The sequence below is a fragment of the Streptomyces sp. NPDC001770 genome (assembly GCF_053596135.1).
The window spans coordinates 126,130-145,323 of the sequence record NZ_JBSFFN010000004.1 but is presented as its reverse complement, the minus strand read 5'-3'; the positions used below and the strand labels follow the sequence as shown (position 1 = coordinate 145,323).

The window sequence follows — 19,194 nt, the reverse complement described above, 5'->3', positions numbered from 1 at the left end:
CGGGCTCACACTAACGCTCCTGGTTGTAGGTATTACTGGTGTCCGACCCCTGCTTGCGCCCCTGCTGGATGCCGCGCCGCAGGTTGCTCAACCTGCCGCGGATGTCCTCGGGCGCACGGGAGACCTGTGGGCCGCCCTGCTGGGTCTGCTCCGCGGTGCCCTCGACCAAGTTGGCCTTGGGCACTCGCCGGGGAAGCCCCGAGAGGGTTATTCCGCCGGCCTTCGGGTCCCGGAGCCTCTCGGCCCGTTCCCAGCGCTCGTCGTTGGTCGAACGCCAGTCGTCCGTGCCGTTGCCGTCCTGCGGTTCGGCGGCCGACGGGGATTCCTGCCGCTGGGGCCGGTCGGCCGTCGCGGACCGCTCGCCGGCCGGCCCGTTGGGCTGCCAGTGCTGCTGCCCGCCCCGGCGCGGGAGCCCCGCATCGGTCATGTCGTGACCCGCGTTCGCGGTGGGACCCGAATGATCGAAGCCTACGCGCTCGGGCGTCTCCTCGGGAGCGCTGGGAGCGGATTCCGTTTCTTCCTGGACGGAGGTCTCGTAACCTCCCTGGAAACCACCCTGTTCCGGCCACCCGTCCTGCTGGGGCTGATCACCGAGTGGCGCGAACTGATCACCGTACGAAGGCTGTTGCGCATCCGGGGCCGTGTACGCCTGTTCCGCATAGCCGCTTTGGGGGAGCTGCTCGGCGTCCGGCCGGTAGCCCGTGTCCGAGGCGTACGGCTCGTACGCCTCCGGATGGCCGTTCTGCTCGAAGCCCTGCTGCGGCTGACCGAAGGAGGGCTGCTCGAACGCGCCCTGCTCCGCCGGACCCTGCCCGAAGGACCCCTGCTCGAACGTGCCCTGCGGGTAACCGTTCTGGTCGTACGAGACCTGCTGCTCGTAACCGGACGCCGCGTAGCCGTTCTGCTCGAAGCCCTGCTGCAGCGGGGCACCCGGGCCGTCGGCCTCGCCACCCGCGCCGCCCTGGAAGGGGGACTGCTCGCCGGTGTGGGCGGCCTCCAGCGCGGCCCGGCGCTCCTCGCGCATCAGCGAGCGTCCCACCGGGTCGAGCGCGGGCGACTCGCCGTCGTAGCGCGAGTCGTCGAAGCCGAGTTCGGCCGCCGTGCGCATACCCGAGAGCTGCGGAGCGGGAGCGAAGGACTGCTCCTGCTCCGGGATGATCGACGAGACGGTGAAGCTGTCCGGCTCCGCGGCGGGTTCGCCGCCGCCACCGTGGGTGATCGCGTCCGGCAGCATGACCAGGGATGTCGTACCGGCCTGCTCGCCCGAGGGGCGCAGCTGCACCCGGACGCCGTGGCGGTCGGAGAGCCTGCCGACCACGAAGAGACCCATCCGCTGGGAGACCGCGGCGTCCACGGTCGGCGGGTTGGCCAGCTTGTGGTTGATGTCGGCGAAGTCCTCGGCGGTGAGGCCGATCCCCTTGTCGTGGATCTCGATCATCACCCGGCCGTCCGGCAGCCGGGTCGCGGTGACGCGGACCTTGGTCTGCGGCGAGGAGAACACCGTGGCGTTCTCCAGCAGCTCCGCCAGCAGGTGCACGAGGTCGGTCACGGCCTGGCCGTGGATCTCGGTGTCCGGGACCCCGGTGAGCTCGATGCGCTCGTACGACTCCACCTCGGAGGAGGCGGCGCGGAGCACGTCCACCAGCGGCACCGGCTGGTTCCAGCGGCGGCCCGGCTCCTCACCGGCGAGGACCAGGAGGTTCTCGCCGTTGCGGCGCATACGGGTGGCCAGGTGGTCCAGCTTGAAGAGGCTCTCCAGCTGGTCCGGGTCGGCCTCGTTGTTCTCCAGGCCGGTGATGAGGGTCAGCTGGCCCTCGATGAGCGACTGGTTGCGGCGCGAGAGGTTGGTGAAGATCGCGTTGACGTTCCCCCGCAGCATCGCCTGCTCGGAGGCGAGCCGGACGGCCTCGCGGTGCACCTGGTCGAAGGCGCGGGCGACCTCGCCGATCTCGTCGCTGGTGTTGATCGGGATGGGCTTGACGCGGGTGTCGACCCGGCCCGGCTCGGTCCGCGACAGCTGGTCGACCAGCGACGGCAGACGCTGCTCGGCGACCTCGAAGGCGGCGGTGCGCAGCCGGCGCATCGCCCGGCTCATCTGCCGGGCCATGAACCCGGCCACGACGAACGCGGCGAGCAGGGCGACGACGACGATCGAGGCGTTGACGACGGCGTCGGTCTTGGCGTCCGAGGAGATCTGCGCGGCCTCCTCCACCGCCTTGTCGACGAGCTCGTCCGTGACGGTGGCGTACCCCTCGAACTTCGCGGTGGCGGCGGCCGTCCAGGTCTCCGGGGTGATCCCCTTCGCCTTCAGCTCGGACGGTGACAGCCCCCGGCCGATCTGCGCGGCCATCCCGTCGAAGACGGAGCCGCCGACGCTGGGCGGGGTCACGAACGGCGCCCCGGCGGCCTCGGCCTTCTCCTTGGCGGCCTTCAGCTGCGCGGCACCCTCGGTGGCCTTCCCGGCCATGACCTCCTTGAGGCGGTCGACGTCCGTCTGGGTACCGCCGGAGTTGAATTCGCCGAGGGCGATCTGCTCCAGATAGTTGTACGAGCCGAAGGCCTTGACCTGGGCGTTGAAGGTGTCCTCGTCCTCGCTCGGGCGCACCAGCAGGTGCAGACCGATCGAGCGCTGGAGGGACTCCGCCGCCTGCGAGAGTTCGAGCGCGTAGACGGTACGACCGTAGCTGGTGACGTTGCCGGTACCCAGGCCGAGCTCGTTGGCGAACTCCATCAGCGAGTGCTGGATCTGGGTGTAGCCCTCCTCGGTCTTCACCGGGTCCAGGCTCTTGGTGTACGCGGCCTTGCGCAGCGCGGCGAGCTTCGGCTCCTCGCTCCTGAAGAGCTTCAGCCGACGCTGGAGACCGGGCTTCTCCGGCATGTTGGCCACCGCGGCGGTGAACCCCGAGGCCGCGGTGTCGGTGTCGGCGCGGGTCCGCGTCACGGCCGAGGCGGTGGACTCCTTGTTCAGGAGCGGCTGGGCGGTGAGGTCGCGCTCGTTCAGCAGCGCCTGCCCGTACACGGAGGCCGAGCGCACGACGAGAGCGGTCTTCTCGGCGTCCTGGGCCTCGTTCCAGGTGTCGATCGACCCCTTCACCTGGAAGCCACCCATGGTGAGGCCCACCAGCGCGGGGATCAGGAGGATCGCGTTCAGCCGCGTCGCCACGCGCCAGTTGCGCGGGGACAGCTTGCTCGTGCTGCCGACGGGCGATCCGTCGTCGGCCGCGTCCGTGCGGTCGGCGCGCTCCCCGGGGGATACAGCGGTGCGCGGCGGCGTGAAGTTGCCCCGCTCAGGCTGCGTCGGGGAGCCCTCGTTGCTTCGCCTCACTCGACCAACAACCTCTCGGCGTCGGCACCTACGTTGTGCCGGTAAATTCGTTCAGGGCCGTACTACTCGGGAGTTCGCCGCATTCCAGCATGGGGAGCTGCCGCGTTCCAAACACTCGGACCCGATCGGTCCGAGTGGCGCAAGCCTCAGATAAAACGGGCATAAAGAACGAGCCCCGCCAAAAGGCGAGGCTCACATGAGCGGAGCGGCACCGGGCGGATGCGTCGGGTGTCGGACCACGGGAAATTCTCTGTCGAAACGTTATGAACGCGGGGGCGGATCGTGTCGAAGGACACAGGGGCCACCCCCGCGTGACTACGGCAACTTGCCTATGCCAATACCGACTTATGCCTACTTCAGCCGGGCCATGAGGGCGTGCTCGACGAGGGTGATGAGGGCGCTCTTGGCGTCGGCGCGGTGGCGGGCGTCGGTGGTGAGGATCGGGGTGTCGGGTCCGATCTGGAGTGCTTCGCGTACTTCGTCGGGGGTGTAGGGCTGGTGTCCGTCGAAGCCGTTGAGGGCGATGACGAAGGGGAGGCCGCTGTTCTCGAAGTAGTCGACTGCGGGGAAGCAGTCGGCGAGGCGGCGGGTGTCGACCAGGACGACGGCGCCGATGGCGCCGCGGACGAGGTCGTCCCACATGAACCAGAAAAGGTCCTGCCCGGGGGTGCCGAACAGGTACAGGATCAGGTCCTGGTCCAGGGTGATGCGTCCGAAGTCCATGGCCACCGTGGTGGTGGTCTTGTCCCCGGTGTGGGTCAGGTCGTCGATGCCCGCGGAAGCGGACGTCATCACGGCTTCGGTGCGCAGCGGACTGATCTCCGAAACGGCACCGACGAACGTGGTCTTACCCACGCCGAAGCCCCCTGCCACCACGATCTTCGCCGAGGTGGTGGAGCGGGCCGAACCGCCGCTAGAGCTTGCGAAGTCCACTGAGCACCCTTTCGAGCAGTGTCACATCCGGCGTTCCGCCGGCCTCTCCGTTGCCCGGCTGGTGGATGGCCACCATGCCGGCTTCCGCCAGGTCCGCGACCAGGATCCGGGCCACACCGAGCGGCATGGACAGCAGTGCCGAAACCTCGGCCACCGACTTGACCTCGCGGCAGAGGTGGCAGATCCGCTGGTGCTCGGGCAGCAGCGTTCCCAGATGCGCGGGGTCGGCCGTCGTACTGACCAACGCCTCGATGGCGAGCTGGTAACGCGGTCGTGTGCGTCCACCGGTCATGGCGTACGGACGAACCAGCGGCTGGTCGCCCTCCCCGTCGTACGACGCGTGGTGCAGAGCGCCGTACGGATCGGGTGAGGCGGGTGGCGGGGTCATGAATCCTCCGGGCGTGACAGCGATGTGTCTACTCGCCGTCTGCAAGGGGCCGGTGGGGGCGGTGAGCGGCCGGACGAGTGAGGGTGGTGGGCAGTACCTGAGGAGATCCCGAGAGATCCCCGCTGCGTGGCCGCCTAGTGGAGCAGACTTCCTTGGAGCTCGGCGCGCAGGTCGGGCGTGAGGACGGTGCCGGCACGGTCGACGAGCAGAGCCATTTCGTAACCGACGAGACCGATGTCGGCCTCGGGGTGGGCGAGCACGGCCAGCGACGAGCCGTCCGAGACCGACATCAGGAACAGGAAGCCGCGCTCCATCTCCACCACCGTCTGGCTGACGGCGCCGCCCTCGAAGATCCGGGAGGCGCCGGCGGTCAGCGAGGTGAGCCCGGAGGCGACCGCGGCCAGCTGGTCGGCGCGGTCGCGCGGGAATCCTTCGGACATGGCCAGCAGGAGTCCGTCCGCCGACACCACCACCGTGTGAGACACCCCGGGGGTGTTGTCCACGAAGTTGGTGATCAGCCAGTTCAGATTCTGCGCGGCCTGACTCATGGGGCTCAACTAACGCTCCTGCTGGTGAGTGGGGCCGAGTTGGAAGCTGCCGGTCGACTGGCTGTTCGCCTGCCGACCCTGCTGGATGCCCCGGCGGAGATTGGTCAGACGCCCGCGCACGTCATCGGGCGCACGCGAAACCTGAGGTCCGGACTGGTGATTCTGCTGCTGAGCGGTACCCGGAACCAAATTGGCACGCGGAACCCGCCGGGGAAGCCCCGAAGTGGTGACACCGCCCGCGGCCGGTTTCTTGACCCGCTCGGCCTGACGTACGAGTTCGTCGTTGGGCGAAGGCCGCCACGGACCCGCCGGGCTCGCGTCGCCGGAGGAGCGCCGGGGCGCGGCCGGTGCCGGAATCCCGTCGGGCTGTGCGGGAGCCGCCTCCGCCTGCGGCCGGCCGCCCTGCTGCGGACCGTGGAACCAGTTGGTCTCCAGCGTGTCGTACAGCGGGGTGCGGCCGTCGCCCGGACCGGCCGGCGGCAGCGCCTCGGGCGCGGACCGGCGCGGCGGCAGCGAACGCTGGGGCGGCTCGCCGGCCGGAGCCGGACGCGGCACACCCTGCTCGCCGCCGTTGCCGTACTGGCGCGGAGCGGGCAGCCCCTGATCCGGAGCACCGAAGTCGGGACGGGCGAACTGCGCGGTGCTCGCGGGGTCCTGCGGCTGCGGGACCTGCGGCGCCGAGAAGTCCGGGCGGGCGAACTCCGAGGTGGCACCGGGTCCTTGGCGGTCGTCGCCCGGAGTGCGCCGGTTCAGCGGGGAGTTGAAGTTCCGGTTCGGGACGGGTCCCGTCGGGGCGGCGAACTGGCCCGTGGCCTCCGCCTCTTCGTGCCCCCGGGGGGTGTCGGAGGGCCCGCGGTGCTGGGCACCCCGGTCCTCCGCGCCCCAGGTGGTGGTCTGCGGCTGCGGATGCTGCGGCTGCGGGTTGCCCCCGGGCAGCTCGGCCCGCGGACCACCGGGGGGCGGCAGCTGACGGCCGGGCCCGGTGGGCTGCTGGAACCCGCGCTGACCCGGACCGCCCTGGCCGTGCTGGGGCTGCATGCCCGGCCGGCCGCCCAGGTCCTGGTTCCGGCCCTGGTTCTGGTCCTGGTCCTGGTTCTGGCCGAACGCGGGGCGGCCGCCCTGGCCCTGATCCATGCCCTGGCCGAACTGGCCTGCCGGAGCGCCCTGGTCCATGCCCTGGCCGAACTGGTTGCCCTGGTTGCCCTGGTTGTTCTGGCCCTGCCACTGCGCTTGCGGTCCGGTGGAGCCGAACACGTCCTGACGTACCGGACGGCCGCCCTGCTCGGGCCGGGTCATCGGGGCCTGCTGGGCCGGGGCGCCGTGCCCGAAGAGGTTCGTCCGGTCCTGCTCCGTACCGCCCTGCGCACCGCGTGCGCCCAGCCGGGCGCCGCCGCCGAGGGCGCCACCACCCTGCCGCTCGGGCCGCCCGAAGTCCTGCGGCGCCTGGGGGCGACCGGGCTGCGGGCCTCCCTGCGGTACGGACGGTCCGCCGGGCTGCCGCTGAGGACCACCGGCCTGCGGCCCGGACTGCTGGGACCCGCGCGCCGCGGTGTCGCGCGAGGGCAGCGCCGCACGCGGACCGGAACCCGCGCCGACCTGGCCCCGGGCGGGCGCCGAACCGGCGAGCCCCTTGGAACTGGCCTGCGGGCCGCCGAGACCGGCGCGCGGAGCGCCGGCGCCGCCGAGCAGACCGCCGGGCGCGGCCGCCTGCTGGCCCGCACCCTGCTTGGACGGCGGCTGCTTGCCACCGTGCGCGACATCCACGGGCAGCATGACGAGTGCCGTGGTGCCGCCGGAATCGGAGGGACGCAGCTGGATGCGGATGCCGTGACGGAGGGAGAGCCGGCCGACCACGAACAGACCCATGCGGCGGGAGACCGAAACGTCCACGGTGGGCGGCGAGGCGAGCCGCTCGTTGATCGCCGCGAGGTCCTCGGGCGAGAGGCCGATACCGGTGTCGTGGATCTCGACGAGCACCCGCCCGTCCGGCAGGGCGTGACCGGTGACCCGGACCTTCGTCTGCGGCGAGGAGAACGACGTGGCGTTCTCCAGCAGCTCGGCGAGGAGGTGCACGAGGTCGTTGACGACCCGGCCGGCCACTTCGGTGGCGGGCACCGCGGCCAGCTCGATGCGCTCGTACTGCTCCACCTCGGAGGCGGCGGCGCGGAGCACGTCGACCAGCGGGACGGGCCGGGTCCAGCGGCGGCCCGGTTCCTCACCGGCGAGGACGAGGAGGTTCTCGCCGTTCCGGCGCATACGGGTCGCGAGGTGGTCGAGCTTGAAGAGCGAGGAGAGCTGGTCCGGGTCGGCCTCGCGGGACTCCAGCTCGGAGATGAGCGAGAGCTGACGCTGGATGAGGCCCTGGCTGCGGCGCGAGAGGTTGGTGAACATCGCGTTGACGTTCCCCCGGAGGAGGGCCTGCTCGGCGGCGAGGCGGACGGCCTCGCGGTGCACGTCGTCGAAGGCCGCGGCCACCTGGCCGATCTCGTCGCGGGAGTGGACGCCGACGGACTCGACGGAGGTGTCGACGTCCTGCGGGTCGGTCTCGGAGAGCTGGCGGACGAGCTCGGGCAGGCGGTCCTGGGCGACCCGGGTGGCGGTGTCCTGGAGGCGGCGCAGCGAGCGGATCATGGACCGTGCCACGACGAAGGCACCGACGAGCGAGACGCCGAGCACCAGCAGGATGATGGCGCCGTTGAGGATCGCCTCGCGCTGGGAGGCCTCGCGCAGCTCGCGGGCCTTGCCCTCCATGTCGCTGAGGAGGGTCGCCTCGATCGTCTCCATCGCCTGGATCTTGGTGGAGCTCTGGTCGTACCAGTCGAGGTAGGAACGCGGCTTGCGCCCGCTCAGGCCGACGGTGGTGTCGAGCACCTGCTTGGCGTAGGTGTTGGCCGCCTGGATCTCCGGGTTGCCGCTGGTCAGCGGTGCCGTGAGGTCGGACGCGCTGTTCCCGGTGGTCGCGTAGATGGTCTCGAAGGAGTTCATCGCCAGGCTCTCCTTGCGGAGCGCGTTGCGGCCGAACTGCTTGTCGTTGTCACCGAGGTTGGTCTTGGTGCTGTTCCCGCCCGGCAGCGCGGCGGCGATGATCGCCCGCTGGACCGAGGCGTACTCCTTGGCGGAGGAGAAGGCCGCCAGCGCACGGGTGCGCTTGATCATTTCGGGGCTGGAGGTCGCCTGCGCCATGTCCTGGGAGAGGCTCAGCAGCGAGGTGATCAACTGGCTGTACTGGTCGATCGTGTTGACGCTCGGAGAGCCCTTGGCGTACGCGGTCTTGCGGATGTCGCGGATCTGCCCGAGCTGCGTCGCGATCATGTTGACGCTGGCGTGGATGCCCTCGAGGGCCTCGTCGCCCTCGGTGTCCCCGATGGCCATGGTGGCGTCGAGGAAGGCGTCCTTGGCCCGGTCCGTCTTCTTCCGGGGTTCGGTGACCTTGTAGTTGGTCGCCTTGACGCCGTTGGAGAGCGGTCCCGCCGACTCGTCGCGCTCGACCTGCAGGGCCTGGGCGAGCGCGGTGGCCTGCTTGGTCATCTGCGTCAGCAGCTGCATGTGCTCCAGCTGCTGGATGTCGTTCATCGACTCGTTGATGCGGAGTCCGCCCAGCGAGGTCGCCGCGACCACGGGGAGTGCCAGGAGGGAGACCAGACGGGTGCTGATGCGCCAGTTACGCAGGGCTACGCGTGAACCCGTGCTCACCGGGTCCCGGGGTTTCGCCGCCGCTGCCGGTTCGGCGCTTTCGGTCGTCGTGGAACCCGGGCGCGTGGCCTGCTCCGCGCCGTCGCCGGCGCCTGCCGACCCCGGGTTCTGGGCGTGCTGGGGCGAGGAGCCGCGGTCGGTCCCGCCGCGCGGCTCCTGTTCCGCCGGAGCGCTGCCATCCCTCTTGAAACGTCCCTGCACTAGCGTCGCAACCTCTGGACCAGGCGTCCCTCCGCATGCGCGGCGGTGACGGTGTCGGCGTCGTGGGGCGCTGGACGCGCCCCATGGTGGTCGTTGAACGACCGGCGTTCTTGAACCCCCTCCGCCGCCACTCGGCGCTGCGTTGCGCCCCTGCGCGCCGGTCTCTACCCGCGGCGGTGCGTGGAATTCCAGCACAGTGCCGGACCTCCAACAAGGCCCGTGGGTTCCCCATGGGCAGGTGTTACGGGGCGTGATGGCCGTGTGACCAGCCGTGCAGCGTGTTCGTGCGGAAAGTGGATCATTACGGACAGGTCAGTCGGACGAGTGTGGTGTCCCAGTCCTGATGATCAGGAGCGGAATAGAACATTCAGTGACGCAATGTCCGTTTCCATTTGCGTGATCATCATTCCGAAATGCACCTTTTATGGTGCTGGTCGTGAGCAAACTCACATGATGATCGCCGTCTCATCCGGGGTGCGGCCGGGAATCCGATGTTTAGCCTGACGCTTTACTGGGATGGCGAACCCGACCAACTGGGCGCACCCAGGGGTGCGCCCCCGGCGACAAGGTCCTCACGGCAGATGAACACGACGCAGTCCCGCAAGCTCGCCAACCCCCGGCGCACCACGCTGGCGCACCTCACGGACGCCTCCACGCTGCGCGCCCCCGAGCTCTCCGAGCGGCCCGAGTACACCACCGCGCTCCCCACGCAGACGGCCAACCCGCGCCGCACCATCCTCAGGTAGGCACCTCTCCGCCGGGAGTCCGGCCGACTCGCCCGTCCCGCCGTCCGCACCCTCCGGAGGGACGGCGGCGATCCGCCGGACACTCCCCGGTCCCCGCACGGCGAGGCGATAGCCTGGAGCGTCAGTCTTCAGCCAGCCAGCAAGTGAGGGGCGACAGCATCCCGTGCGCATCGCCAGGTTCTCCATCGACGGCAATGTCGCCTTCGGCGCCGTCGAGGGTGAGGGCACCGTGGAATCCGGTGGCCTCGTCCTCGACATCATCAAGGGCATTCCGTACGCCGACTTCGAGCTCTCCGGCACCAAGGTCCCGCTGAGCAAGGTCAGGCTCCTGCCCCCCGTGCTCCCCAACAAGGTCGTGGCCATCGGCCGCAACTACGCGGAGCACGCCGCCGAACTGGGCAACGAGGTCCCGGACGTCCCGGTCGCCTTCTTCAAGCCCACCACCTCGGTGATCGGCTCCGGCGACGCCATCGAGTACCCCTCCTTCTCCGACGAGGTCCACTACGAGGCCGAACTGGCCGTGGTGATCGGCCGGATGTGCCGTGAGGTCCCCCGCGAGCGCGTCAAGGACGTCATCCTCGGCTACACCTGCGCCAACGACGTCACCGCCCGTGACGCGCAGAAGCGCGAGAAGCAGTGGGCCCGGGCCAAGGGCTTCGACACGTCCTGCCCGCTCGGCCCCTGGGTGGAGACCGACCTGGACCCGTCCGACCTGACCATCCAGACGACGGTCAACGGCGAGCAGCGCCAGCTCGGCCGTACGAGCGAGATGATCCGCTCCATCGAGGACCTGGTCGTCCACATCACCGAGGCGATGACGCTCCTCCCCGGCGACGTCATCCTCACCGGAACCCCCGCAGGGGTCGGCCCCCTGCACGTCGGCGACGAGGTCGCCGTCACCATCGAAGGCATCGGCACTCTCACCAACAAGGTGATCAAGCGTGGTTAACGGATCTTCCCCCCGTGTCCGGTTCTGTCCCTCCCCGACCGGCAACCCCCACGTGGGCCTGGTCCGGACGGCTCTCTTCAACTGGGCGTTCGCCCGGCACAACGAGGGCTCGCTGGTCTTCCGCATCGAGGACACCGACGCGGCGCGCGACTCGGAGGAGTCGTACCAGCAGCTGCTCGACTCGATGCGCTGGCTCGGCTTCGACTGGGACGAGGGCCCCGAGGTCGGCGGCCCGCACGCTCCGTACCGGCAGTCGCAGCGGATGGACATCTACCGTGACGTCGCCGAGAAGCTGAAGGCCGGCGGCCACGCGTACGACTGCTACTGCACCACCGAGGAGCTCGACGCCCGCCGCGACGCGGCCCGCGCCGCCGGCAAGCCGTCCGGGTACGACGGCCACTGCCGCGACCTCACCGCCGAGCAGGTCGCGGCGTACGTGGCCGAGGGCCGCGCGCACATCGTGCGCTTCCGGATGCCCGACGTGCCGCAGACCTTCACCGACCTGGTGCGCGGCGAGCTGACCTTCCAGCCGGAGAACGTGCCGGACTACGGCATCGTCCGCGCCAACGGCGCCCCGCTCTACACGCTGGTCAACCCGGTCGACGACGCGCTGATGGAGATCACCCACGTCCTGCGCGGCGAGGACCTGCTCTCCTCCACCCCCCGCCAGCTCGCCCTGTACGCGGCCCTCACCGAGCTGGGAATCGCCAAGGCCACCCCGGTCTTCGGCCACCTCCCGTACGTCATGGGCGAGGGGAACAAGAAGCTCTCCAAGCGGGACCCGCAGGCCTCCCTCAACCTCTACCGCGAGCGCGGCTTCCTCCCCGAGGGGCTGCTCAACTACCTCTCGCTGCTGGGCTGGTCGATGGCCGAGGACCGCGACATCTTCTCGGTCGAGGAGATGGTGGCGGCCTTCGACATCGCGGACGTCAACGCCAACCCGGCCCGCTTCGACCTCAAGAAGGCCGAGCACATCAACGCCGAGCACATCCGCCGGCTCGACGTGAAGGACTTCACCGACGCGTGCGGCCCCTGGCTGCGCGCGCCGTACGCGAACTGGGCCCCCGAGGCGTTCGACGCGGACAAGTTCGCCGAGATCGCGCCGCACGCCCAGACCCGGGTGACCGTCCTCTCCGACATCACCGCCAACGTCGACTTCCTCTTCCTCGACGAGCCGGTGGAGGACGAGGCGTCCTGGGCCAAGGCGATGAAGGAGGGCTCCGACGCCCTGCTGACCACCGCCCGCGCCAACCTGGCCGGCGCCGAGTGGACCGCCGAGGCGCTGAAGAACGCGGTCCTCGCGGCGGGCGAGGCCCACGGCCTCAAGCTCGGCAAGGCCCAGGCCCCGGTGCGCGTCGCCGTCACCGGCCGCACGGTCGGCCTGCCGCTCTTCGAGTCCATGGAGATCCTGGGCCGCGAGAAGACCCTGTCCCGGGTGGACGCGGCACTCGCGAAGCTCACCGCGTAGCGCGGCGGCTTGCGCACGTCCCCGCAGGGGCGGACCACCGGAGACACACCCGGTGGTCCGCCCCTCGGGCGTTCCCGGGCTCTCCGAGCCCTTGCGCGCGGGCTCGCGCGGCTCCTTTGGCCGGTTGTCGCCGGGTGGGGCCGGAGGAGGCCCGGTAGCGTGGCGTACATGCCGATCCGCGCGGTGCTCTGGGACGTCGACGACACGCTCTTCGACTACTCCGGCGCCGACCGCGTCGCCATGGCGCGGCTGCTGGAGCTGGAGGGGCTGCCCGGCGGCTGGACCACGCCCGACGAGGCGCTGGACGGATGGCGGGCGCTCACCGGTCGCCACTGGGCGCGCTTCTCCGCGGGGGAGACGGACTACGAGGGGCAGCGCAGGGACCGGGTGCGGGAGTTCCTGGGGCGGGACCTGGAGGACGCGGAGGCCGACGCGTGGTTCCGTCGGCACGCGGCCCACTACGAAGCCGCCTGGAGCCTTTTCCCCGACGTGCTCCCGGTCCTCGACCTGCTGGACGGCTACCGCCACGGAGTCCTGTCCAACGCCAGTGCCGGACAGCAGGACCGCAAGCTGAGCGCGCTGGGCGTACGCCACCGTTTCGAGGCGCTGCTGTGCGCCGTGGAGCTCGGCGTCTCCAAACCCGACCCCGGCGCCTTCCACGCCGCCTGCGAGGCGCTCGCTCTGGAACCGCACGAGGTGGCGTACGTGGGGGACGAGCCCGACATCGACGCCGCCGGGGCGGTCGCGGCCGGGCTGACGGGGATCTGGCTGGACCGGGCGGAGCGGGGCGGCAGGGTCGATCTCGTACGGATCACGGGCCTCCACGAGCTGCCCGGGGTGCTGTCGCGGGATACCCGTTTTGGAGCGTCGGACACCTTCGGGTAATGTTCTTTCTGCGCCGCCCGAGCGGGCCGAAAGATCCGGCCGGGAAGCGCAGACAGAGACAAAGCCTTCAGAGGTTGCGTTTCAGTGGGCTATGGTGTAATTGGCAACACTACGGTTTCTGGTACCGTCATTCTAGGTTCGAGTCCTGGTAGCCCAGCGCAAGACCGAAGTTCGCAGGACTTCACGTAACAAGCCCCCGTTGTGTAGCGGCCTAGCACGCTGCCCTCTCACGGCAGTAGCGCCGGTTCGAATCCGGTCGGGGGTACAGATCCTTCCCGCGGGAACAATCCGGGTCGCACCCGATGTTCTTGATGCAGGATCGCTAGGGCCCCCGTTGTGTAGCGGCCTAGCACGCTGCCCTCTCACGGCAGTAGCGCCGGTTCGAATCCGGTCGGGGGTACGTACCACACCATGGGCTATGGTGTAATTGGCAACACTACGGTTTCTGGTACCGTCATTCTAGGTTCGAGTCCTGGTAGCCCAGCGCAAGACCGAAGTTCGCAGGACTTCACGTAACAAGCCCCCGTTGTGTAGCGGCCTAGCACGCTGCCCTCTCACGGCAGTAGCGCCGGTTCGAATCCGGTCGGGGGTACAACTCGGCAGTAGAGAAAGGCCCTTCACCTCGGTGAAGGGCCTTTTTCGTGTGTCCGGACACCGGACGGCCCAACACCCCGAGTGCGCCCGGCCGTTCGGGCCCGGACATGAAGAAGGCCGCCACGACGCTGGGGCGGCCAGTACGAACAGGTGCGGAAGCGGAAGCAAGAGCGGTGACGCGGTAACGGCGGGCGGGGGAAGGTCGGCGGACTGGTCAGCCGCGGCGCAGGGCCTCGCTGAGACGGGCGGCCGAGTCGATGACCGCCTGCGCGTGCATCCGCCCCGGGTGCCGCGTGAGCCGCTCGATCGGGCCGGAGATGGAGACGGCGGCCACCACCCGGTTCGACGGTCCGCGCACCGGTGCGGAGACCGAGGCGACGCCCGGCTCGCGCTCGCCGATCGACTGGGCCCACCCCCTGCGGCGCACTCCGGAGAGGGCCGTCGCCGTGAACCGGGCGCCCTGGAGGCCCCGGTGGAGGCGCTCGGGCTCCTCCCAGGCCATCAGGATCTGCGCGGAGGATCCCGCCTTCATGGTGAGCGTGGAGCCGACCGGCACGGTGTCCCTGAGCCCGGAGAGCCGCTCGGCAGCGGCGACACAGATACGCATGTCGCCCTGGCGGCGGTAGAGCTGGGCGCTCTCGCCGGTGATGTCGCGCAGGTGGGTGAGCACGGGTCCGGCCGTCGCCAGGAGACGGTCCTCGCCGGCCGCCGCCGCGAGCTCGGCGAGCCGCGGGCCGAGGATGAACCGGCCCTGCATGTCCCGGGCCACCAGGCGGTGGTGTTCGAGTGCCACGGCCAGTCGGTGGGCCGTGGGACGCGCGAGACCGGTCGCCGCGACCAGCCCGGCGAGGGTGGCCGGACCGGACTCCAGTGCGCTCAGTACGAGTGCAGCCTTGTCGAGTACGCCGACGCCGCTAGAGTTGTCCATACGACGATATTCGCGTCTCACTCTGTGAAACGCAAGTTCAATTTTCTCCAGAAGTTGCGAACCTGTACCAGCGGCCGTACGACGGCCCGCAGCCGCCGCCCCGTTCGGGGGAGGCGTCCCGTACGGGACCGGGACGGTGGCGCACCGAATCTCTAGTTGGGCCGGCGAAGACGCCGGTCGGAGGGAAAGCGATGGGTAGGACACTCGCGGAGAAGGTCTGGGACGACCACGTCGTCCGGCGCGCAGAGGGCGAGCCCGACCTCCTCTACATCGATCTGCACCTGCTGCACGAGGTGACCAGCCCGCAGGCCTTCGACGGGCTGCGGCAGGCCGGACGCCCGGTGCGGCGCCTCGACCTCACCATCGCCACCGAGGATCACAACACCCCGACCCTCGACATCGACAAGCCGATCGCCGACCCGGTCTCGCGCGCCCAGCTGGAGACCCTGCGCAAGAACTGCGCGGAGTTCGGCGTCCGTCTGCACCCGCTCGGCGACGTCGAGCAGGGCGTCGTGCACGTGGTCGGCCCCCAGCTGGGCCTGACCCAGCCCGGCACCACCGTCGTCTGCGGCGACTCGCACACCTCCACCCACGGAGCCTTCGGCGCCCTGGCGTTCGGCATCGGCACCAGCCAGGTGGAGCACGTGCTGGCCACCCAGACGCTGCCGATGGCCCGCCCGAAGACGATGGCCATCACCATCGACGGCGAACTCCCCGAGGACGTCACGGCCAAGGACCTCATCCTGGCGATCATCGCCCGGATCGGCACCGGCGGCGGCCAGGGCTACATCCTCGAATACCGCGGCTCCGCCATCGAGAAGCTCTCGATGGAAGCCCGGATGACCATCTGCAACATGTCGATCGAGGCCGGCGCCCGCGCGGGCATGATCGCCCCGGACGAGACCACCTTCGCCTACCTCGGAGGGCGTGCCCACGCCCCCCAGGGCGAGGACTGGGACGCCGCCGTCGCGTACTGGAAGACCCTGCGCAGCGACGACGACGCGGTCTTCGACGCCGAGGTGGTCATCGACGCCACCCGGCTCGCCCCCTTCGTCACCTGGGGCACCAACCCCGGCCAGGGCGCTCCGCTCTCCTCGAACGTCCCCGACCCCGCTTCGTACGAGGACGCATCGGAGCGGTTCGCCGCCGAAAAGGCCCTGGAGTACATGGGGTTGACCGCTGGACAGCCGCTCCGCGAGATCGGCGTGGACACCGTCTTCGTCGGTTCCTGCACCAATGGCCGCATCGAGGACCTGCGCAACGCCGCAGCCGTCCTCGAGGGCCGCAAAGTCGCCGACGGCGTACGGATGCTGGTCGTCCCCGGCTCGGTCCGGGTCGCCCTCCAGGCCGTCTCCGAGGGCCTGGACAAGGTCTTCACCGAGGCCGGCGCCGAATGGCGCCACGCGGGCTGCTCGATGTGCCTCGGCATGAACCCGGACCAGCTGGCGCCCGGTGAGCGCTCCGCCTCCACCTCGAACCGCAACTTCGAGGGCCGGCAGGGCAAGGGCGGCCGGACGCACCTGGTCTCCCCGCAGGTCGCCGCCGCCACCGCGGTGCTCGGCCACCTGGCCTCGCCCGCCGACCTGTCCGACGACCGCACGCCTGCCGGAGTCTGAGAACCATGGAAGCTTTCACCACGCACACCGGCCGGGCCGTCCCGCTGCGCCGCAGCAACGTCGACACCGACCAGATCATCCCCGCGCACTGGCTGAAGAAGGTCACCCGCGACGGGTTCGAGGACGGCCTCTTCGAAGCCTGGCGCAAGGACGAGGACTTCGTCCTCAACCGCCCCGAGCGGCAGGGTGCCTCGGTCCTGGTGGCCGGCCCCGACTTCGGTACCGGCTCCTCCCGCGAGCACGCCGTCTGGGCCCTCCAGAACTACGGTTTCAAGACCGTGATCTCGGCCCGGTTCGCGGACATCTTCCGCGGCAACTCGCTGAAGAACGGCCTGTTGACCGTCGTTCTCGAGCAGTCCGTCGTGGACGCGCTGTGGGAGCTGACCGAGGCCGACCCCACCGCCGAGGTCACCGTCGACCTGGAGGCCCGCCAGGTCCGGGCCGAGGGCATCGAGGCCGCGTTCGAGCTCGACGAGAACGCCCGCTGGCGTCTGCTGAACGGGCTGGACGACATCAGCCTCACCCTTCAGAACGAAGCGGACATCGCGGCATATGAGGTGGCAAGGCCGACCTTCAAGCCGCGTACAATTGAGGTCTGAGCAGCGCTTTTCCAGACTGCGCCCCCTGCCTTCGGGTAGGGGGCGCAGTCGCTTGTTGAGACCCTGTCGGGCGACAACTCGCCTCAGATGGCACAATCGGTGCATGGAAGGCGACAACCAACTCAAGCTCTATGGCCAAGTCGCCGACCAATTGAAGGAAGCGCACGGAAGGGTGCGCGCACTGCAAGTCCCGGAGGGCGTACGGATGGCGCTGTCCCGGAAGCTGTTGGCCGTCACGGCCACGGCGAAGCACGATCTCTCAGGCGCGGCAAGGCGTCTGGACCGGTTGATGAAGGACCTCGATGAGGGCCGATTCCCCGAAGGTGACTGACTCCGCGGAAGTCCGCATCAGTCGACTTCGTTGCGGCACTAGGGTGATTAGCCCGTTTCGTGTTTGATTTGCGGTATATATCTGCCTAACGTGCGAAAACGCTTGAACACTTTCGTTCTGGCAATGTCTCCGAAGGGGAAGACGTGAACAAGGCACAGCTCGTAGAAGCGATTGCCGAGAAGGTCGGCGGCCGCCAGCAGGCCGCGGACGCGGTGGACGCGGTACTGGACGCGATCGTCCGCGCCGTCGTGGCCGGAGACCGTGTCTCGGTCACCGGTTTCGGCTCGTTCGAGAAGGTCGACCGCCCGGCGCGGTACGCCCGCAACCCGCAGACCGGCGAGCGCGTCCGGGTCAAGAAGACCTCGGTGCCCCGCTTCCGCGCGGGGCAGGGCTTCAAGGACCTGGTGAGCGGCTCCAAGAAGCTCCCCAAGAACGACGTGGCCGTCAAGAAGGCCCCCAAGGGCAGCCTCTCGGGCGGTGCTTCCACCCGTACGACCACCAAGGCCGCGGCCAAGAAGGCCACCGCCCGCAAGGCCGCGACGGCGAAGAAGACCACCACCGCCGCCGCGACCACGGCGAAGAAGACCACCGCCACGCCCGCCAAGAAGGCGACGACCGCCGCAGCGGCGAAGAAGACCACGGCGGCCGCGAAGAAGGCGGCCACGCCGGCGAAGAAGACCGCCGCCGTCGCGAAGAAGACGGCCCCGGCCAAGAAGGCCACCGCCAAGAAGGCGCCCGCCAAGAAGACCACGGCGCGCACCACCACGGCCAAGAAGGCCACCGCTCGCAAGAAGTGAGACCGGGCACCCGCTCGCTCTCGCACGACGCGCCGGGCCGGGTTCCCCTCGGGGAGCCCGGCCCGCGGGCTGTCCGGGAGCCGGTCGGAGTCCCGGCGGGTTCCCGCCCGTTCGGCCGAACGGGCCCCGCTCAGAAGGTCTGCAGGGTCACCAGGTCGATCCGGAGCGAGGCACCCTCGCCCGAACCCTCGATCCGCACCCGCTGACCGGGGCGGAGCAGCCGCAGGCCGCCCGCGTCGAACGCGGCCGCCGGGAAGTCCACCGGGGTGCCGTCGTCGAGCAGCACACTGCCGCTGCGGGTCTCGGGGTCGTACGTGTACGCGGTCGCCTGCATGGGCCGCAGCCTATCGCCCGGTGGGCGCGGACCGCGTGGGCCCGGCCGCCGGGCCGGGGACGGCCCCCAGCCGTACCGCGCCCCGCAGTTCCGCCGTACGCGGTCCCACGCCCAGGGCCAGCGCCACCAGCAGATCGTCCCCGGTGTCCACGTCCCGGCGGACCGAATCCAGCCCCTCCGGCGGCACCTCCCGCGCACCCGACGCGAGATGCCGGGCGCGCGAAGGGCCGCCGAAAGCGGGCCGCAATTCCACTCCGGCGGCCGCCGAGAGAAATGTCGTCCCGATTCCCGCGGCGTCCGAAAGGAATGTCCGGGGAAATCCGGAAGAGAATTCGAGGACCCGCGACAATTCCGAGGGGCGCAGTGCGGGGAGATCCGCGTTGAGCGCGGCGACCGGAGCCGACGGCCTGGCGGCACGGGCCAGCCCCGCTCCGTACGCGAGCGCCGCGTTGAGACCGGCGGCCGGGAAGTCCGGTGCGACACGGGCCCCCAGCGCCGTCAGACGGTCCGCCGCCACCGTGTCGTCCGTGACGACCACCACATCACGCACGTCTGTACAGGAGAGAGCCGCCGCGACCGTGTCCTCGGCGAAGGCCAGGGCGAGTCGGGGCCGCAGAGCGTCGCCCAGGGCATCCCGCAGCCTGCTCTTGGCGTACGCCAAGGGCTTCAGCGGGACGACCAGGGACCAGCGGCCCGCCGGGTCGGTGTTCGTGGCGATCTCCCCCTCCGTGAACGTCGGCCCCCATTCTCGCCTGCCGGTGCGACAGCCTGCCGGGACGGCCCGGGAAGCGGGGCGTACGGTGTTCTCGACAGAGCAGGGGCCTGGGGCGGGACATGACCGTCCGTGGCCGAGCAGCAG

16 protein-coding genes and 5 tRNA genes are annotated in these 19,194 nt (G+C 70.3%); 13 read left to right on the top strand and 8 right to left on the bottom strand.

Translation table 11 applies throughout. The features are described 5' to 3' along the window. Positions 1-10: 10 nt before the first annotated feature. From ACWCSV_RS05790 to ACWCSV_RS05770, 5 genes are all read right to left on the bottom strand, one after another. Positions 11-3,325 (bottom strand): nitrate- and nitrite sensing domain-containing protein, encoded by a 3,315-nt coding sequence (locus ACWCSV_RS05790; RefSeq protein ID WP_451138839.1) that lies wholly within the window; start codon positions 3,323-3,325, stop codon positions 11-13. A gap of 351 nt (positions 3,326-3,676) precedes the next feature. Continuing rightward, positions 3,677-4,258 (bottom strand): GTP-binding protein, encoded by a 582-nt coding sequence (locus ACWCSV_RS05785; RefSeq protein WP_451138837.1) that lies wholly within the window; start codon positions 4,256-4,258, stop codon positions 3,677-3,679. Continuing rightward, on the bottom strand, positions 4,239-4,646 hold the full coding sequence (locus tag ACWCSV_RS05780) for a DUF742 domain-containing protein (RefSeq protein WP_266709549.1): 408 nt from the start codon (positions 4,644-4,646) through the stop codon (positions 4,239-4,241). Before ACWCSV_RS05780 ends, ACWCSV_RS05785 begins: the two co-directional genes overlap by 20 nt. 134 nt (positions 4,647-4,780) lie before the next feature. Further along, positions 4,781-5,194 carry a roadblock/LC7 domain-containing protein gene (locus ACWCSV_RS05775; RefSeq protein ID WP_323180487.1) on the bottom strand — a complete coding sequence of 138 codons (414 nt, stop codon included), beginning with the start codon at positions 5,192-5,194 and terminating at the stop codon, positions 4,781-4,783. A gap of 9 nt (positions 5,195-5,203) precedes the next feature. Next, a complete protein-coding gene (locus tag ACWCSV_RS05770; protein ID WP_451138835.1) occupies positions 5,204-9,088 on the bottom strand; it encodes a nitrate- and nitrite sensing domain-containing protein in 3,885 nt (1,294 codons plus the stop codon). A 581-nt stretch (positions 9,089-9,669) separates the two neighbouring features. On the opposite strand from ACWCSV_RS05770, the gene ACWCSV_RS05765 reads away from it, so the two are divergent. The 9 genes from ACWCSV_RS05765 to ACWCSV_RS05725 all read left to right on the top strand — a co-directional run bounded on the left by ACWCSV_RS05765 (position 9,670) and on the right by ACWCSV_RS05725 (position 13,728). Next, complete coding sequence (locus ACWCSV_RS05765) at positions 9,670-9,834, top strand: hypothetical protein (protein WP_451138833.1); 165 nt, start codon at positions 9,670-9,672, stop codon at positions 9,832-9,834. 163 nt (positions 9,835-9,997) lie between these two features. After that, positions 9,998-10,783, top strand: a complete 786-nt coding sequence (locus tag ACWCSV_RS05760; RefSeq protein WP_451138831.1) for a fumarylacetoacetate hydrolase family protein — start codon at positions 9,998-10,000, stop codon at positions 10,781-10,783. Then, complete coding sequence (gene gltX / locus ACWCSV_RS05755) at positions 10,776-12,251, top strand: glutamate--tRNA ligase (protein ID WP_451138829.1); 1,476 nt, start codon at positions 10,776-10,778, stop codon at positions 12,249-12,251. The genes ACWCSV_RS05760 and gltX overlap by 8 nt, the downstream gene beginning before the upstream one ends. Before the next feature lie 168 nt (positions 12,252-12,419). Further along, the gene (locus tag ACWCSV_RS05750; RefSeq protein WP_451139104.1) at positions 12,420-13,136 is read left to right on the top strand and encodes an HAD family hydrolase; all 717 of its coding nucleotides are present in this window, start codon (positions 12,420-12,422) and stop codon (positions 13,134-13,136) included. An 85-nt stretch (positions 13,137-13,221) separates the two neighbouring features. Further along, a tRNA-Gln gene (locus ACWCSV_RS05745) sits at positions 13,222-13,293 on the top strand. 35 nt (positions 13,294-13,328) lie between these two features. Beyond that, a tRNA-Glu gene (locus ACWCSV_RS05740) sits at positions 13,329-13,401 on the top strand. 62 nt (positions 13,402-13,463) lie between these two features. Next, positions 13,464-13,536 (top strand) — tRNA-Glu (locus ACWCSV_RS05735). A 12-nt stretch (positions 13,537-13,548) separates the two neighbouring features. Continuing rightward, positions 13,549-13,620: transfer RNA gene (locus tag ACWCSV_RS05730), tRNA-Gln, on the top strand. A gap of 35 nt (positions 13,621-13,655) precedes the next feature. Further along, a tRNA-Glu gene (locus ACWCSV_RS05725) sits at positions 13,656-13,728 on the top strand. 216 nt (positions 13,729-13,944) lie between these two features. Here ACWCSV_RS05725 and ndgR read toward each other — a convergent pair. Beyond that, complete coding sequence (gene ndgR / locus ACWCSV_RS05720) at positions 13,945-14,658, bottom strand: IclR family transcriptional regulator NdgR (RefSeq protein ID WP_275491887.1); 714 nt, start codon at positions 14,656-14,658, stop codon at positions 13,945-13,947. 191 nt (positions 14,659-14,849) lie between these two features. Between ndgR and leuC the strand changes: the two genes are divergently transcribed. From leuC to ACWCSV_RS05700, 4 genes are all read left to right on the top strand, one after another. Further along, positions 14,850-16,274: a 3-isopropylmalate dehydratase large subunit gene (leuC, locus tag ACWCSV_RS05715; protein ID WP_451138827.1), complete on the top strand. Its 1,425-nt coding sequence runs from the start codon at positions 14,850-14,852 to the stop codon at positions 16,272-16,274. Between the two features lie 5 nt (positions 16,275-16,279). Next, positions 16,280-16,873 (top strand): 3-isopropylmalate dehydratase small subunit, encoded by a 594-nt coding sequence (leuD, locus tag ACWCSV_RS05710; RefSeq protein ID WP_451138825.1) that lies wholly within the window; start codon positions 16,280-16,282, stop codon positions 16,871-16,873. 103 nt (positions 16,874-16,976) lie between these two features. Beyond that, the gene (locus tag ACWCSV_RS05705) at positions 16,977-17,204 is read left to right on the top strand and encodes an SCO5555 family protein (protein ID WP_327178200.1); all 228 of its coding nucleotides are present in this window, start codon (positions 16,977-16,979) and stop codon (positions 17,202-17,204) included. Between the two features lie 143 nt (positions 17,205-17,347). After that, a complete protein-coding gene (locus ACWCSV_RS05700; protein WP_327178201.1) occupies positions 17,348-18,001 on the top strand; it encodes an HU family DNA-binding protein in 654 nt (217 codons plus the stop codon). A 130-nt stretch (positions 18,002-18,131) separates the two neighbouring features. On the opposite strand, the gene ACWCSV_RS05695 is transcribed toward ACWCSV_RS05700, so the two are convergent. Together ACWCSV_RS05695 and cofC are read right to left on the bottom strand one after the other, a co-directional pair. Then, positions 18,132-18,335 carry a hypothetical protein gene (locus ACWCSV_RS05695; RefSeq protein ID WP_327178202.1) on the bottom strand — a complete coding sequence of 68 codons (204 nt, stop codon included), beginning with the start codon at positions 18,333-18,335 and terminating at the stop codon, positions 18,132-18,134. A gap of 10 nt (positions 18,336-18,345) precedes the next feature. Continuing rightward, complete coding sequence (cofC, locus tag ACWCSV_RS05690) at positions 18,346-19,053, bottom strand: 2-phospho-L-lactate guanylyltransferase (RefSeq protein WP_451139102.1); 708 nt, start codon at positions 19,051-19,053, stop codon at positions 18,346-18,348. Positions 19,054-19,194: the final 141 nt, after the last annotated feature.

Coding starts and splice junctions, on each gene's coding strand:
- ACWCSV_RS05780 (WP_266709549.1), bottom strand. CDS start 4,646: ATGACCCCGCCACCCGCCTCACCCGATCCGTACGGCGCTCTGCACCAC.
- ACWCSV_RS05775 (WP_323180487.1), bottom strand. CDS start 5,194: ATGAGTCAGGCCGCGCAGAATCTGAACTGGCTGATCACCAACTTCGTG.
- ACWCSV_RS05765 (WP_451138833.1), top strand. CDS start 9,670: ATGAACACGACGCAGTCCCGCAAGCTCGCCAACCCCCGGCGCACCACG.
- ACWCSV_RS05750 (WP_451139104.1), top strand. CDS start 12,420: ATGCCGATCCGCGCGGTGCTCTGGGACGTCGACGACACGCTCTTCGAC.
- ndgR (WP_275491887.1), bottom strand. CDS start 14,658: ATGGACAACTCTAGCGGCGTCGGCGTACTCGACAAGGCTGCACTCGTA.
- leuC (WP_451138827.1), top strand. CDS start 14,850: ATGGGTAGGACACTCGCGGAGAAGGTCTGGGACGACCACGTCGTCCGG.
- leuD (WP_451138825.1), top strand. CDS start 16,280: ATGGAAGCTTTCACCACGCACACCGGCCGGGCCGTCCCGCTGCGCCGC.
- ACWCSV_RS05705 (WP_327178200.1), top strand. CDS start 16,977: ATGGAAGGCGACAACCAACTCAAGCTCTATGGCCAAGTCGCCGACCAA.
- ACWCSV_RS05695 (WP_327178202.1), bottom strand. CDS start 18,335: ATGCAGGCGACCGCGTACACGTACGACCCCGAGACCCGCAGCGGCAGT.